This window comes from Alkaliphilus transvaalensis ATCC 700919, from assembly GCF_000621485.1.
Classification (GTDB): Bacteria; Bacillota; Clostridia; order Peptostreptococcales; family Natronincolaceae; genus Alkaliphilus; species Alkaliphilus transvaalensis.
The window spans coordinates 161,800-180,238 of record NZ_JHYF01000001.1; the positions used below are offsets into that span (position 1 = coordinate 161,800).

The 18,439-nt window shown below is 33.1% G+C and carries 1 protein-coding gene; it reads left to right on the forward strand.

Features of this window, described 5'->3' with window-relative positions:
* Positions 1 to 31 precede the first annotated feature (31 nt).
* Positions 32 to 18,052 carry a non-ribosomal peptide synthetase gene (locus tag T335_RS19530; RefSeq protein ID WP_026475839.1) on the forward strand — a complete coding sequence of 6,007 codons (18,021 nt, stop codon included), beginning with the start codon at positions 32 to 34 and terminating at the stop codon, positions 18,050 to 18,052.
* Positions 18,053 to 18,439: the final 387 nt, after the last annotated feature.

Sequence of the window (18,439 nt, forward strand, 5' to 3'; positions counted from 1 at the left end):
AGAAAATTGAAAGAATGGGAGGAGTTCATAAATGACAAGTATAAAAAGAAAAGAAGTAATACTTGATGACTTAGTGAGTATCTTATCACAAGTGACTAAATTGAAAAAGTCAGATATAAACATCTATGACCACCTTATAGAACTAGGTGTAGATTCCATCATCTTCACACAAGTAAAAAGTTTAATTAACTCGAAATATAACATAGAAATACCTATAACGATGTTTTTAGATACGCTAAATAATCTAAATGCAATTTCGGAATATATTAATGTAAATACCCCCGAAGAGATACCTGTCGAAGCAATAAAAGATACAGAATTTGTAGAAATTTTAAAAGCTACAGAAGACCGTAATGACGAAAAAATTGACAACTTAAATGAGAACTTATTAGACAAACATAAGTCGTTGGATGACATAATAGAGGAAGAAGACTATGGCGAGTTTTCTATGAAGGAAGTTGCAGCAAGTATAGAACAGAAACAACACCTTCCCATTGAAGAAAATCAGCAAAATTGGAGTTGGCTAGAAAATATTTTTTCTAAGCAAATCAACCTACTATCTAAGCAGGTAGAAACGATTAATAATTTAAATATCAAACCATTAGCAGAAGATGCAACAGTACCAACTGATAATGTTATAGCATTTAACAGAGACAAAGATATAAAAGTAGGAAAAAATAAACAAATGGCATCAAGAAAATCTCAGGTTAAACAAGATGTTTTCCTACCCTATACACCTTTACAAATAGTAGAAAACCCAAATGCCGACCGCCAAAAACAGGAATATCTCCAAAAACTAATTCACAGCTATACAACACGCACAGGAAAATCGAAAAAGACAACACAGTTCTATCGATCGGTCTATGCCAGTAATAGAAATGTTGCTGGTTTTAGACCCTCACTAAAGGAACTTGTCTATCAAATTATAGCTGAAGAAGGTAATGGCTCAAAAATGATTGATGTAGATGGTAATCAATATATTGATTTAACAATGGGCTTTGGAGTAAATTTGTTTGGTCATAACCCTTCTTTTGTTGAAGCAGCATTATTAGATGAGATTAATCATGGGATGCCCCTTGGCCCTATGGGTAGATTAGCAGGAGATGTTGCAAAATCAATTCATGAAATGACAGGTGTTGAAAGAGTGGCTTACTATAACACCGGTACTGAAGCAAATATGGTTGCTTTAAGAATAGCAAGGGCAGCAACTGGCAAGAAAAAAATAGTTTTATTTGCAGGATCCTATCATGGAACATTTGATGGTGTGTTGGGGGCACAGGCCTATGACTCGAAAGACTACGGTGCCAGACCTCTAGCTCCTGGTATTCTACCTAATATGGTAGAAGATTTAATGATTTTAAATTATAATGATTCGGAATCTTTTGAAATTATTAGAAAGTACTCCAATGAAATTGCTGGGGTACTAGTTGAACCGATTCAGAGTAGAAGACCCGATATTCAACCAAAGGCCTTTTTAACAGAATTAAGGAAGCTAACAGAAGAATTATCGATTGCATTAATATTTGATGAAATTATTACAGGTTTCCGTATAGAGGCAGGAGGTATTCAAAAACATTATAATATTCAGGCGGATATAGTTACTTATGGTAAGGTAATAGGGGGAGGACTACCTATAGGAATTGTAGCTGGGAAGAGGAAGTTTCTAGACTGTATAGATGGTGGACTATGGTCATTTGGAGATGATTCAATACCACCTCATGATGATAAGAGAACCTTTGTTGCAGGAACCTTTTGTCATCATCCTTTAGCGATGGCAGCAGCAAAAGCAACATTAAACCAGATTAAAGAAACTGGTGAAAGTCTATATCAAGATCTTAATAATAAAACGAAGTACTTGGTAGATAAACTTAATAATTATTTTGATGAAGGCCAGATCCCTATTAATGTTATCTATTTTGGGTCATTATTCCGGTTTGTTTTAAAGGGAGATTTCGAGATATTCTACTATGGTTTATTAGATAAGGGAATATATATTTGGGAAGGTCGTAATTGTTTTCTTTCTACAGCCCATACCGATGAAGATATTGAAAATATAATTAAAGCTGTATACAAAACAATAGAAGAGATGAAGGCAGCAGGTTTTTTCCCAAACCATCCACCAAGTTCGCCAATAAAAAAGGAGGAAGAAAGAAAAGAGATTCCTTTAACAAATGAACAGAAGAATATATTGCTTCAATGTGGAGCAAGATGCAATTCATCTGCCTTTAATGAAGCAATCATTTTCGAGATTAATGGTAGCTTGAACGTTGAGGCATTGCAAAAGGCTGTAACTGTAATTGTTAACCGCTATGAAATCTTAAGAAGTGTAATTAATCAAGAGAAGGGTGTACAAGAAATATCAAATGAATCTGAAGTTAAAATCAATCGATTAGACTTTAAAGAATTCTCAGTAGAAGATACTTCTATGACAGAGCTGTTAGAGAAGGAATGTACAAAAGATTTTGACTTAAGGAGTGGGCCCCCCATTAATATATCATTAATTTGTGTGAAAGATAGATATATTTTAATCATATCAATGCACCATATTATAGGTGATGGCTGGTCTTTAGCTTTATTCTGTAAAGAACTTCAAGAAATTTATGAAGGAGAAGTACTAAATAAGGCAGTAGACTTGAAAGAACCAGTACAATTTAGAGAATACCTTCAATGGAGAGATGAACTACTAAATAGCAATGTAGCAAAAGAAGCAAAATTATTTTGGAAAAACAAACTTGAGAATGTCTCTAAGTTTGTAAACTTACCCCAAGAAAAGTTTGAAACAAGGGATATGAAAAATGAAGGGGATAGATATAACTGGACGATAGATGGAGATTTATTAAAGGGACTAAGAAAATTATCGGCTTCATATAAAAATAGTCTACTTACAACAATGCTAACGGCCTTCAAAATATTATTAAATAAATTAACAGGACAAAGTGAGCTAACGATAGGTCTTCCGATAGCGGGTCAAAATATAATGAATGCTGAAAACTTAATGGGAAACTGTGTAAGTATAGCACCGCTTAACACAATAATTAACGATGAGTGTAGTTTTGGGGAGATGTTAAACAATATAAAAGCCGAACTTTTAAAATTTGAAGAAATTAAGTATATAACCCCTGACATGATAGAAGATTTCGCAGATGAAATTTCCAGCATAAATTTAAATGTGGTATTTAATATGGATCGTACCATTTTTGATTATGATTTTTATGGAACCACAACAGAAATGATTTTACCCACAATAAATCAGGTAAAGTATGACTTAATGCTTAATGTAATTGATGTAACTAATCAATTAAAATTACATTTTGATTATAATAGTAATATCATTAGCAAAGAAACCATAGAAAGATGGGCGGGCTATTACTTAAATATTTTGAAAAAACTCATAGAAAATAGTAATAGGGCAGTCGTAGAAATAGAAATGATTACTAATCTTGAGAGACAAGAAATTTACAACAAGTATAGTAATATTAGTACAGATACCCTTAAGAAAAAACTGGATGTAGATTTAGGGCTCTTTGATTTAGAAGATGTAAGGGAAGGTAAATGCTATGTTTTAGACGACAATATGAAACTCCAACCCCTAGGAATAGAAGGTAACTTGCATATTGGAAGAAGCGATGTAGAGTTCTATTTTACAGGAGAGAGGGCAAAATTTGATGGACAAGGAGAACTAATTGTATTAGGCCCCCATCATAAGCAGGTATTTATAGATGAGCGGAAAGTAAATCTAAATGTAGTTGAAAATACCCTTAAGTTGATGGATGGGATTGTAGATGTCTACTGTACTCTTGATGAAAATACTGGCAAAATGAAAGCCTATATTATTGCAATAGAAACTTTAGCAAGAGTTAATGAGCTAGTAGACTTCCTAAGGGGATATTTACCAGAGTATATGATTCCAAAGGAGTTTATTCAAATTAGGGAATTTTCCAGTGATGGAATGGACTTAAACTCAATAGATAATGTTGCCGAGTTAGATGGCGAGATTCTTTTTTATAAAGAAGAAAAATATGATGGTGTAGAGAACCAACTAATTAGATTGTGGAAGGATATACTAACCGTTGACTTCATAGGCGTAAATGACGACTTTTTCCTTTTGGGGGGAAATTCATTAAAAGCAACAAGACTACTGGCGAAGGTGCAATTAGATTTTAATGTTAAACTTCCCTTAAATGTAATTTTTAAAGAACCAACAATAAAATATATGGCAAATGTAATTAGGAGCAATAGCAAAATTGAAGTTCCAGTTAAGTTAGAGGTTGTTGAGGCTAGTGATTACTATGAAGTTTCTTCAGCTCAAAAAAGAATGTACGCCCTCCATAAATTAGGAAATAATAGCTTGAATTATAATGTACCTATTGGGATGATTGTAGAGGGAAACTTTGAGAAAGCTAAACTTCAAAGTACAATTAATCAGTTAATTAAGCGACATGAGATACTTAGAACTAGCTTTGAAGAAATAGACGGGGAAGTCCACCAACGGGTAGTAGAACATCTTGACCTTCAAATAGAATATATTGAGAAGGATTCTAGAGATGAAAAAACTTTTATTGATGATGTGATATCCAGTTTTGTTAGACCCTTTGACTTAAATAAACTACCTTTGTTAAGGGTAGGGCTAATCAAATTACAGGAAGAAAAGCATCTACTATTAATAGATCTTCATCATAGTATTTTTGATGGTGCAAGTGGACATATTTTTGGAACAGAATTTGTTAGCTTGTATAGTGGAAAGAAATTAGAAAAACCTGCTATACAATATAAAGACTTTGCAGTATGGCAAAACAAATTGAAGAAAACCGACTACATGAGGCAACAAAAGCACTTTTGGATTAATCGCATATCAAAGGAAGTTCCAACCTTAAATATCCATACAGATTACAAAAGGCCTATAAGGCAGAGTCATAAGGGTAGGATCATTAACATGCTACTTTCCGATGATTTAAGTGCAGAAATTAATAGATTAGTACAAGAAACCCAAACGACACCCTATATGGTATTTCTAGCAGCCCTAAATCTTTTACTTGCTAAATATTCCATGGAGGAAGATATTATCATTGGAACTCCTGTAGAGGGAAGAAATCATCCCATGTTACAAGAGGTTATGGGGATGTTCGTAAATACACTAGCAATGAGGAATTATCCTGAACAAGACAAGAAGTTTTATGACTTTTTACAGGAATTAAAGGAGAATACTTTAAGTGCCTTCGATCATTCCGATTATCAATTGGAGGACTTAATAGAAGCTTTAAAAATAAAAAAAGAGCTAGGAAGAAACCCTCTATTTGATGTAATTTTTGTTTATCAAAACAATGATCAATTTCAATTTAGTATTGATGGATTAAATTTCAAAGAATTTGAAATTAGTGTTAATAGCTCTAAAGTAGATCTAACCTTTGAGATTAGAGAGGTAAATAATCAATTCTTAGTAAATATAGAGTATAATACAGAGATTTTTAAGGAAAGGACTATAGAAATATTAGGAGAACACTTCCTTAATATTCTAAATTCAATTACTTCTAATTCTGATGTATTGATTAAAGATATTGATATTTTATCAGAGAAAGAAAAGCAGCAATTACTAGTGGATTTTAATAACACAAAAACAGAATATCCCAAAGAAAAAACAATAAACCAACTTTTTGAAGAACAAGTGGAAAAGACTCCTAATGATATAGCAGTGGAGTACAATGATCAGAGCTTAACCTACAAAGAGCTCAATGAAAAATCAAATCAGTTAGCTCAATTTCTAAGAAAAAAGGGTGTAAGACCTGATAATATTGTAGGGTTAATGGTAGAGCCCTCCCTTGAAATGATGGTTGGAATTCTTGGGATTTTAAAATCTGGAGCTGCTTATCTTCCAATAAATCTAGAGTACCCATCAGATAGAATTTCTTATATGCTAACCGACTGTCAGGTGGAAATTTTATTAATACAAGAAAATTTAAATGTAGAGATAGACTTTAAGGGTGAAGTAGTTAATTTAAAAGACACAAAACTAGTAGAAGAAGAGACCTCTAACCTGGAGACAATAAACAAACCTGACAATTTAGCCTATGTCATTTATACATCCGGCAGTACAGGAAAACCAAAGGGTAATTTAACAATGCATTTTAACGTGGTTAGATTATTAAAAAATAGCAACTACATTGAGGTAACATCAGATGATGTCCTACTACAATTATCAAGTTATGCCTTTGATGGGTCAGTTTTTGATATTTACGCTGCTCTTACTAATGGTGCTAAACTAATATTAATTAATAAAGAAACTGCTGTTGAAGTAAATAAGTTAGCTAAGGTAATTAAGGATAAAAATGTTACCGTCTTTTTTATAACAACTGCCCTTTTTAATGTATTGGTTGATTTAGAATTATCATGTTTACAAGGGGTAAGAAAGGTATTGTTTGGCGGAGAACGTGTGTCGGTTCAACATGTTAAAAAGGCTTTGGAATATGTTGGGAAAGATAAACTTGTTCATGTTTATGGACCTACAGAAAGCACAGTTTATGCCACCTACTACAACATTAATGGTATAGAAGAAAGTGCCATAACAATTCCAATTGGTAAGCCCTTATCAAACACAGAACTCTACGTATTAGACGGAAATAATAAATTACAACCTTTAGGGGTAGCGGGGGAACTATGCATTAGTGGAGATGGACTAGCTAGAGGCTATTTGAATAACCCTCAGTTAACAGAAGAAAAGTTTGTAGATAATCCCTTTGTAGAAGGGGAAAAGATGTATAAAACCGGTGATGTGGTTCGATGGTTACCAGACGGTAATATCGAGTTTTTGGATCGGTTAGATCATCAGGTTAAAATACGTGGGTTTAGAATAGAATTAGGTGAGATAGAAAACCAACTTCTTAGTCATGAGTCGATTAATGAAGCGGTTGTAGTTGCAAGGGAAAAGGAAGAAGGCGGTAAGTATCTTTGTGGTTACTTTGTAGCAATGGATGAAACCCTTAGTATTCAAGCCTTAAGAAAGTTTCTTGCGAAAGAACTACCTGAATATATGATTCCATCATATCTGATCCCGATGGATAAGTTCCCCTTAAATCAAAATGGGAAAATAGATAAAAAGGCTTTACCATTACCAGACGGAAATATATTGACGGGCTTAGAATATGAAGAGGCAAGAAATAAAATTGAAGAAGTTATTGTAGAAACATGGAAAGAGGTTTTAGGGGTATCAAGGGTTAGTATTAATGATAACTTTTTTACCCTAGGTGGAGATTCAATAAAGGCGATACAAGTATCTGCCAGACTAAAGGGGCATAATTTAGAACTGGAGACTAAGCATCTATTACTAAACCCATCAATAAAGGAATTAAGTCAACATGTAAAAACAGCTCTTCGAAGAATTGATCAGAGTCCTGTAATAGGAAAAGTAGAACTTACCCCTATTCAAAAATGGTTTTTCGACAGTAACTTTAGCGATGAACATCACTGGAATTTATCAATGATGTTATACCGGAAAGACAATTTTGATGAGGGCTTAGTTAGGGAAGTGTTTAATAAGATTGGAGAACATCATGACCTTCTTCGGGCTGTATATTACAAAGGAGCTGAGGAGGTAGTTCAAGAAATAAGGGATTGCGGTGTAGAAACTTTTGAGTTAATGATATATGACTTTACTGAAGAAAACCAATATGAGGAGAGAATAAAGGAAGAAGTAGAGAAGATTCAATCGACTATAGACTTAGTCAATGGACCTATAGTTAAGCTTGGGTTGTTTAGAACCCTAGAGGGGGATCATTTACTAATCGCAGTACATCACTTAGTGATAGATGGGGTCTCTTGGCGAATCCTGTTAGAAGACTTTAAAACAGGCTATAGCCAGTTGTTAGAGGGAAACAGCATATCTTTACCTGATAAAACTGATTCTTTTAAAGCTTGGTCTAAGGAGTTAAGAAAATATGTAAATGATGAAACCCTTTTAAAAGAATTAAATTATTGGCAGGAGATAGAAGATACCTCAATTTCACCTCTACCTAAAGACCATGTTGCCATCAGTAACAGAGTAAAGGATGGAGAGAATCAGTCGATTATATTAAACCCAAATGATACAGAGAAGCTATTGAAGTATGTAAATAAATCCTATAATACAGAAATTAATGATATATTGTTAGCGACATTAGGGTTATCCTTTAAGGAATGGACTGGAGAAAATAAGATATTAATTAGTTTAGAAGGTCATGGACGTGAAGAAATAAATCAAATTGATGTATCTAGAACAATAGGGTGGTTTACATCAGTATATCCAGTGATTTTAGATGTTACCCAATCGGATAATCTGTCATTTATCATTAGGAATACCAAAGAAACCTTAAGAAGAGTGCCCCAAAAAGGAATTGGTTACGGGATATTAAAGCATTTGACATCAAAAATTAATGGAAATATAGGGCTAAAGAAAAAACCTGAAGTTTGCTTTAATTATTTAGGGCAATTTGACAGGGAAGTGAATACAGATATTTTTCAATTCTCTAGCATTGAGGTTGAAGGTAGTATCGCTGCAGATTTGGAAAGAAACTATAGGATAGAAATTGATGGGATGATAACCAATGGGGAACTAAGACTAAACTTTAATTATAACAAACAAGAGTATGAAACCGAAACAATAATAGCATTAATGGAAAAGTTTAGTAAGAATCTTCTGTTGATTTTAGAACATTGTTTAGAAAAAGAAGGGACTGAATTGACTCCCTACGATACAACTGCAAAACATCTTGATATTAATGAATTTGACCAAGCGATGGAGGTATTGGAGTTAGCAGGGTTTACTAAGGGGGAAGTAAAGGATATTTATCCACTATCACCAATGCAGGAAGGAATGTTATTTCACGCAATTGTGGGAGAGAGTACAGAAACTTATTTCGAACAGGCAGATATATCAATTGAAGGGAAAATGGATGAAGGGCTGTTTGAAAAAGCCTTTAATGCTCTTATAGAAAAATACGATGTTTTAAGGACTGTATTTGTCTATGATAAAGTGAAACAGCCACTCCAAGCAGTATTAGAAGATAGAAAGGTAAAGGTTTCATTTGTTGACTTGACAGATTTGGGTCAAGAAGAAAAGGTTAATTTCATAGGGGAATATAAAAGAGAGGATAAGAAGAGAGGTTTTGATTTAGCCAAGGATAAACTTCTTAGAATGTCCATTATTAAAACTGAGATCAATCAATATCAATTAATCTGGAGCTTCCATCATATTATTTTAGATGGTTGGTGCTTAGGTATAATCATTAAAGATCTGTTGGAAAACTACAGAATACTGAGGGAAAATAAACCTTTAATGATTGTTAAAGGAATGCCCTATAGTAATTTCATCCAATGGTTACAAAATCAAAATCGGCAAGAAGGCATTGACTACTGGAAAAAGTACCTTAAAGGTTACGAAGAACAGATAGAGATTCCCTATAAAAATAAAGAAAATAAGAGTTTAAGTGGTTATCAGCATAAGGAAATGGAATTTACCTTAGATAAAGAGTTAACTAGTAGGTTAACCAGCCTTGCTCAAGAAATGGGTTTAACAGTCAATACTTTATTTCAAACGGCGTGGGGAATATTACTTCAAAAATACAATAATACAAAGGATGTTGTATTTGGAGCTATTGTATCTGGAAGACCTTCAGAAATCAATGGAATAGAGAATATGGTAGGCCTCTTTATCAATACAATTCCTGTAAGAATGAATTTTCCCGAAAATATTAATCTAACTGAAATAGTAGAACAGGTACAGACTTCTGCTGTTCAATCTAGTAAATATGACTATTTATCCCTTGCAGAAATACAGGCAGAAACAGAGCTAAAGCGGGACCTAATTAATCATGTAATTGCCTTCGAAAACTATCCGTTGGATAAAGAAATAGGACGGGTCACCACCAAAGAGGGGGAAGAATTTGTTATTAAGAAGGCCAAAATTGAAGAACAGGGTAACTACGACTTTAATATCATTGTATTGCCGGAAGCAGAATTAACAGTTGTACTGTCCTATAATTCATTGGTTTACGACGAGGCTCAGTTAGAGAAAATTGAAGGTCACCTTAAGAAAATCTTAAGATACTTTCTAGAGGCACCATCGACTAAGTTGTCAGAAATAGATATCTTAACAGATAAAGAAAAAGAAGAAATCCTTTATCAGTTCAATAACACAAAAGCCGATTATCCTGAAGGTAAAACGATTAATGAACTATTTGAAGAAGTAGTTGAAAAGAATCCTGGTCATGTAGCAGTGGTATATGAAGATAGGAAACTTACTTATAGGGAGCTGAATGAAAAAGCTAATCAATTGGCAAGGCTTTTACGAAAAGAAGGTGTAGAGCTAAATTCGATAGTAGGTATTATGGCAGAACGTTCTTTAGAAATGATTATCGGAAAATTAGCTGTACTAAAAGCTGGTGGAGTTTATCTGCCTATTGATTCAGAATATCCCCAAAAACGAATTGAGTATATGATGGAGGACAGTGGATTAGAGGTGCTTTTAACACAGTCTCATCTGATGGAGGGTATAGGATATCGAGGTAAGACAATAGCTTTAGATGATCCTCAAATATATCAGGGAAGTGGCAACAACTTAGAAACAATTAATAAAGCTAATGACTTGGCTTATATCATCTATACTTCAGGATCGACTGGAAATCCAAAGGGTGTTATGGTTGAACATGCTGGGGTAGCCAATTTAACGACCCTATGGAAACAGCAATTTTTAATTACTGAAGAAGATAGAATACTTCAATTTGCCAGCAGTTCTTTTGATGCTTCTGTATGGGATATTTTTATGACCCTTTTACTGGGGGCACAGTTATATTTAATCCCTTCTGATGTAATTAAAGACAGTAGTAGGTTTGAAGAGTACTTAATTAAAAACAAAATAACAACTGCAACATTGCCTCCTACCTATTTATCAAGTCTTATACCTGAAAACCTTACTTCCCTAAAGCGGGTGATTTCGGCTGGTTCTGCTCTTAATAAAGAGATTATGGATCAATGGAGAAGAGACATGGTAATTATTAATGCATACGGACCAACAGAAGGGACAATTTGTTCAACTATGATCTTTGGTGATGAAATAGGAAATAGATCTACAGTGCCCATTGGTAAACCCTTACCTAATATTAAGGCATATATAGTTAGTGCAGACGAGAAGCTGCAGCCAGTAGGGGTTGCTGGTGAGTTATGGATTTCTGGAGTAGGGCTAGCTAGAGGTTACCTTAATAAACAGGAGTTGACGGCAGAAAAGTTTGGAAACAACCCCTATGTATCTAACGAGCGGGTCTATAGAACTGGAGATTTAGCTAAATGGTTACCTGATGGTAATATTGAGTTTTTAGGAAGAATAGATCATCAAGTTAAGATTAGGGGGTATCGTATAGAAATTGGAGAAGTTGAGAATTGTTTACTTGGTTATGAGGGGATAAAGGAAGTCGTTGTAATTGCCCGAGAAAATCAAGATAAAAGTAAGTATTTATGCGGATTTATAATTGCAACTAACAAAATAGACATTGTTGAATTAAGAAAATATCTATTAGAACAATTACCAGAGTTTATGATTCCAGCTCACTTCATACAGATGGAGCAGTTTCCTCTAACATCAAATGGGAAGATAGATTTAAAATCTCTTCCAGAAGTAGGGGGGATGCAGTTATCTAGTGGGGAATTTGAAGAACCTAGAAATGAGAAGGAAAGAGTTTTGATGGAGGTATGGAAGGAAATATTGGGAATAGAAGGATTCGGTATTAATGACAATTTCTTTACCCTGGGAGGGGATTCAATAAAGGCAATCCAAGTTTCGGCTAGACTACAGAGATACAAATTAAAGTTAGAAACAAAACATCTACTATTAAATCCTGTAATAAAAGAAGTGAGTAAATTTATTGTAGAGGGCTATAAAGAAGTAAACCAAGGCCCTGTAGTAGGGGAAGTAAAACTTACTCCAATACAAAAGTGGTATTTTGATAGAAACTTTACAGAGGGCCACCATTGGAACCTATCAATGCTTCTTCGAGGCAAAACAGTTTTTAGTGAAGAAGGGATCGTTAAGGTGTTCAAAAAATTGATGCAGCATCATGACCTTTTAAGAACTGTGTATGAATTAAACGGAGATGAGGTAGTACAGAAAATTCAAAGTATAGAAAGTGATGTTAGCTTAAAGGTATATGACTTTATTAATGAAGTAAATTATGGGACTAAGCTAAAGGAGAAGGCAAATGAAATACAAAGTAGTATAGATTTAAGAAATGGGCCTTTGTTGAAACTAGCTTTATTTAAAACGCAGGATGCAGATTATCTTTTAATAGCAATTCATCATCTAGTAGTTGATGTGGTATCTTGGAGAATTTTACTGGAAGATTTTAATGCTGCCTACAGTCAGTTTGTAAAGAATGAAGAAGTAAAGTTACCTCCAAAGACTAATTCCTTTATGCAATGGGCTTCAGAAATTAATGCTTATGCCAATAGTAAGGTTTTTTTAGAAGAAGTAGATTATTGGAAAGCGATAGAAAGAAATGAAATTATCGAAATTCCAAAGGACTATCAAATAGAAGCTAATCTAGTTAAAGATGAAAAAATGCTAACGACATCATTAAATAGAGAAGAAACAGAAAAGCTACTAAGGAAGGTTAATCAAACTTATAATACTGAAATTAGTGATATTTTATTAACTTCACTGGGCTTAGCAATGAGAAAGTGGATCGGTGGAAATAAGATATTAATAAACCTTGAAGGTCATGGAAGAGAATCAATTAATGAGATGGATGTTAGTAGAACTGTAGGATGGTATACATCTATGTATCCAGTAATATTTGATTTTTCTGATGAAGGAGACTTAGTGTATCAAATTAAAACTGTAAAGGAAACACTACGAAAAATTCCCCATAAAGGAATTGGATATGGATTATTAAAGTATCTCACTTCTCCAGAAAATAAAAAAGAACTGGTATTTAACTTAATGCCAGAAGTGAGCTTTAATTATCTAGGACAGTTAGATAATGAACTAAACACAGATGTCTTTGAATTATCTGACTTGTCAAAGGGAGATGAATTTAGTCCCAATGGCGAAAGAACCCATAGTATAGAAATTAATGGGCTGATCATTAATGGGGAATTTGTTATAAACTTAAGCTTTAATAAACATCAATATAACGAAGCTACAATCAATAACTTGTTATCAGACTTCAAAGGGTATCTAGAAGAAATTATTCAACATTGTTTAGATAAAAAAGATATAGAACTTACGCCAAGTGACATAACTGCAAAGAAATTAAATATTAAGGATTTAGACCATGTGGTAAGAGAATTAGAAGGAATAGGCTATAAGAAAAATAATATTAAGGACATCTATCCATTGGCACCTATGCAGGAAGGAATGTTATATCATTCGATTATGAATGATAGTAATGGATCATATTTTGAACAAGCCAGTTTTACTGTTGATGGAGAACTGGATATCCTATTATTTGGAGAAGCTTTTAATGGCCTTGTCAAAAAATACGACGTATTACGAAGTCTATTCCTATACAAAGCAGTTAAAGAGCCCCTTCAAGTTGTATTAAAAGATAGAGAAATTAAGATACACTATGAAGATATAAGTGGATTTGAAGAAAATAAAAAAAGTGAGTATGTAGATGGTTTTAAGCAACTCGACAAATTAAAAGCCTTTGACTTAACTGGAGAACCCCTTATGCGGATATCCATCATCAAAACAGATCATAAGCTTTTTGAGGTAATTTGGAGTTTCCACCACATTATCATGGATGGTTGGTGTTTGGGTATTATTGCAGAAGATTTGTTTGGTAATTATAGGACGTTAGCAGATGGTAAAGCATTAATTATTGAAAAAGAAACTCCCTATAGTAACTTTATTAAATGGATAGAAAGTCAGAAAAAGCAAGAAGGTCTAAATTATTGGAAAAACTATTTAGAAGGATACGATGAAAAAGTAGTACTGCCCTACTGTAAAAACAACAAATTGGAAAATGAATATACGTTAAATGAAACAGTCATATCTTTAAGTGAAGAAGCAACAGACAAAGTTACATTGTTGGCTAAGTCATATGGCGTGACCATAAATACCATTTTCCAAGCAGTTTGGGGAATTTTACTACAAAAGTACTGCTATACAGATGATGTTGTATTTGGTACAACAGTTTCAGGTAGACCTTCAGAAATAGACGGCATTGAAAACATGGTAGGCCTATTTATAAATACAATACCAGTACGAATGAACTTCAATTCCGATAGTAAGTTTGAAGAAATTATTAAAGACATTCAAAATAGGGCCTTTGTTTCATCTAAATACGATTATTTACCACTTGCTGAGATACAGGCCCAGTCAGAGCTAAAAAGAGACTTAATTGATCATATCATTGTTTTTGAGAATTATCCTATCGATAAAGAGATCGATAATATAGGGAAAGAATTGGGTCTAGGCTTTGACATTAAAGATGCTAGAATTAATGAACAAGTTAATTATGATTTTAGTATTACTGTTGTCCCAGATAAAGAATTAACCATTATCATGTCTTATAATGATAGCGTCTATGATCCTGCAGATATTCAATTGATTGAAGGACATATTAAGACCGTAATTAACCAGATTATTGAAAAGCCTGATGTTAAATTAGCTGAAATAAAAATCATATCAGAGGAAGAAGAAGGCCTGATACTTCATCGATTTAATAAGGAAATGGGCTATCATAATAACAAAACAATTCACCAATATTTTGAAGAACAGGCTGAGAAGACACCTTATCATATCGCTTTAGTTTTAGAAAAGGATCAGCTTACCTATGATGAACTTAATAAAAAGTCTAATCAGTTGGCACGGGTTCTTCTTAATAAAGGAATAAAAACAGATTCAATTGTTGGTGTTATGACCCATCCATCTTTAGAGATGATCGTAGGGATAATGGCTGTGTTAAAAGCGGGAGGAGCATATCTGCCGATAGATCCCCAATACCCTCAAGATAGGATAAATCATATGATTGAGGATAGTGGTACTCACCTACTGTTAACGACTAAGGACATTTCTAAAGATTTAAAATTATTCCGTGGGGAGGTTTTATTATTAGATGAAGAAGGACTATATAGTGGAGAAGATCATAATTTAGGAGTCATAACTAATTCTAGTTCCCTCGCCTATGTCATGTATACATCTGGCAGTACAGGCAAGTCTAAGGGGGTTATGGTAGAGCATAGAAATGTTGTTAGTTATACAGGGGCATTTATAGAAGAATTTGGACTAACGGAAAATGATGCTGTTCTTCAACAGGCTTCTTTTAGTTTTGATACCTTCACTGAAGAGGTATATCCAATCTTATTTAAGGGCGGAAAGCTAGTAATTACTAATAAAAACAATCTTCTAGATATGGATAAATTACGGGAAATAGTTTTAATCAACAGCGTTTCTGTGATTAGTTGTTCTCCGTTGCTTTTAAATGAGTTTAATAAATATAAGCTTCTAGAAGGTATCCGTTTATATATTAGTGGTGGAGATGTATTGAAAAAGGAATACATGACAAATATCATTTCTGATAAAAGGAAAGTATATAACAGTTATGGGCCAACGGAAACCACCGTATGTGCAACATACTATCAATGTAGCGGTTTAGAGAAGGACAGCATACCTATCGGAAAACCGATTCATAGTAGCAATGTATTGATATTAGATAGAGATGGAAATTTATTACCTGTCGGGGCTATTGGAGAAATTTATATTTCAGGTATGGGGGTTACAAGAGGCTATCTAAACAGACCTGAACTAACAGAGGAAAAATTTTTGGACAACCCATATATAGAAGGAAAAATGTATAGATCAGGTGACTTAGGAAGGTGGCTACCAGAAGGAAATATCGAATTTCTAGGAAGAGTAGATCATCAAGTGAAACTAAGGGGATATAGAATAGAATTAGGGGAAATAGAAAATGTCCTTCTAAATCATTCCGACATAAAAGGAGCGGTAGTAATAGCTAGAGATAATGAAAGGGGAGAGAAGTATCTATCTGCTTATGTAGTTGGGACAGAAGATCTAAAGGTACAAGACCTTAAAGGCTACTTGTCTAAGGAACTGCCTAACTATATGATTCCATCATATTATGTCAATATGGAAGCAATACCAATTACAGTTAATGGAAAAGTAAACAAAAAAGCACTACCTTCACCAGTGGAAGAAGAGGTCTTTTATGAAGAACAACTGTATACAGCACCAAGGGATAAAATCGAAGAAGAAATAGCTTCAATATGGGCAGAGATTTTATATTTAGACAAAGTTGGAATAGAAGATAATTTCTTTGATATTGGTGGAGATTCTTTAAAACTTATAAGAATTATGTCAGCTATGACAAGTAGAGGATTCGAAGTGACATTAAATGATATCTTATATCATCAGAACATCAGAGCATTAAGAGATAACTGCATTACCAAGGGAAGAGATGATAAAAACCTAAGTAGTAAAGAGGTGATTGAAGATTTATTGAAATCTCACTTTAACTTTGCGATGCAATATCTAACGATAAAAATAAATAAAACAAGTAGAGATTTATTATTGATTGACGATTTATATTATGATCATCGAGAAGATGTTCTAAATTGTTTCAAGAAAAATAATTTAAATCATTTACTGCCCCATTATGTTCTTAGAATGACAGATGGAATGTCTCTAAAAAAAGATATGCTTACTGAGACCGAATTTACAAACCTTCTTAAGAACTATAGACAGGAAAGTAGTATTGATAAAGTAGCTGAATTAGTAAAAGGGGCAACAAAGAGCTTAGAAGAGTCGGTGATTAGTGGTAAAATTATTAGAAATTACAACTTAGCAGCAGTACAAGAAATAACTAAAGCTATTAATATGACCCTTAGTGGGACAGTAATTAACTTTGATGCTGGCATAGACTTAGAGGTGTTTAATAAAAGTATTTTAAACATAGTAAAAGAAGAAGGTTTATTAAGGAGCATCCTTATTGAAAAAGGACAGTCTTTAGAAATTCAAGAATTAGAAGCTCCTGAAAGTGTAAATGTGCCATTTCTAGATTTGACTTACCTTGAGCCGGAATTTGTCAATAGGGTGTTAAATCAGGTTGTAAGAGAATTATTTACCAACAACTATAAAAATAAAAGCAATATAACAAACAAACTATTATATACAATTCTACTAGTTAAATTTAATGAAAAAGAGTTTAAAGCATACTTGCCATTTAATCATATTGTATTTGACGGGATGAGTAGTGAATATATTAAAAACATTATAGTTAAAACCTATGAAAATAATGGCATAAAAAATAGTTATGAAAAAACGCTAGATTATCATTCTTATATTGAGCAAATAACTAAAGGTCCAGAAGGGATTAGTGAGGAGGAGATTATAGCCTTATATGAACTAGAGAAGTTTGGAGATTCGGCGAATGAATTCCAAGCACAATTAAAGAAAGAAAAATCTAAACTGAGAAGCACTATCATAACTATAGAACTAAATGAAGAGGAAGGAAATTTAATAAGTAGTAAAGGGTGGGAAGTGGCATTTAGCCTATTCTTGGAAGTCGTAAGATTTAATTTTAAGGTAAAAGAAGCACCTATTGCCATTTTACACACTGGTAGGCGTTATCAGGATAAAAATTATTATAATACAGTTGGAGAGTTTTTAGATATTATTCCCTACACAGTAAATTTAGAGGCAGGAGAAACAGTAGGTTTTAAAAAAATTAAAACATTAATGGAGATCGCTTATGACAAAAATATTAACTTCACAACCTTAGCTATTGATAAAGCATTAGAGGCGAATTTCTCAAATATCAGAAAGTTAATCAACAAGCTAGATATTTTAAAATTAGCGTTACCAGTATTTAATTACGTAGGACTGTTTGAGGAAGAAAGTGACTTAAAAGGGATCGAACTTGATGGCATTAACCAAGGGGCTGAGGTAGAAGGATTAATAACTGATATTGCTTTAAATAACAATAAAATTACGGTTAACACCTATTGTAAGGCCGATGAAGAATCTAAATTAGAAGATTACTTAAAATCGGTTGTTGAAAACTTAAATTAAATGATTGACTTAAGGTATTACACAAATTGATGAAGGGATGTAGTGAGAAATTTCACTACATCCTTTTCAACTGACAATTAAAAAAATATTGGTATTAAGTAGAAAAAACAAGAAAAAAGGATAATTGTATATTATTAGTTACCCATATTTTAATGATATAGTAAAATAAATAAATTGCTTAAATTCTAATGCATAAATAATCTATTTTATGCACTTTCATTCATTTTTTATGACTAGTCTTCAATAGAATTATATAATTAATTCAATAATACTTATTGAAAATGTTAATTTATTAAATATGTTGCTTTTCGATAAGTATTATCAGTAAATTTGTAAGTTTGTTACACTTTGATATTTTTATGGGGCAGTTAAAGTTGTGATCATTGA

What these genes read in the sequence shown, in the direction of transcription:
- T335_RS19530 (WP_026475839.1), top strand. Translation starts at nt 32, where the DNA reads ATGACAAGTATAAAAAGAAAAGAAGTAATACTTGATGACTTAGTGAGT.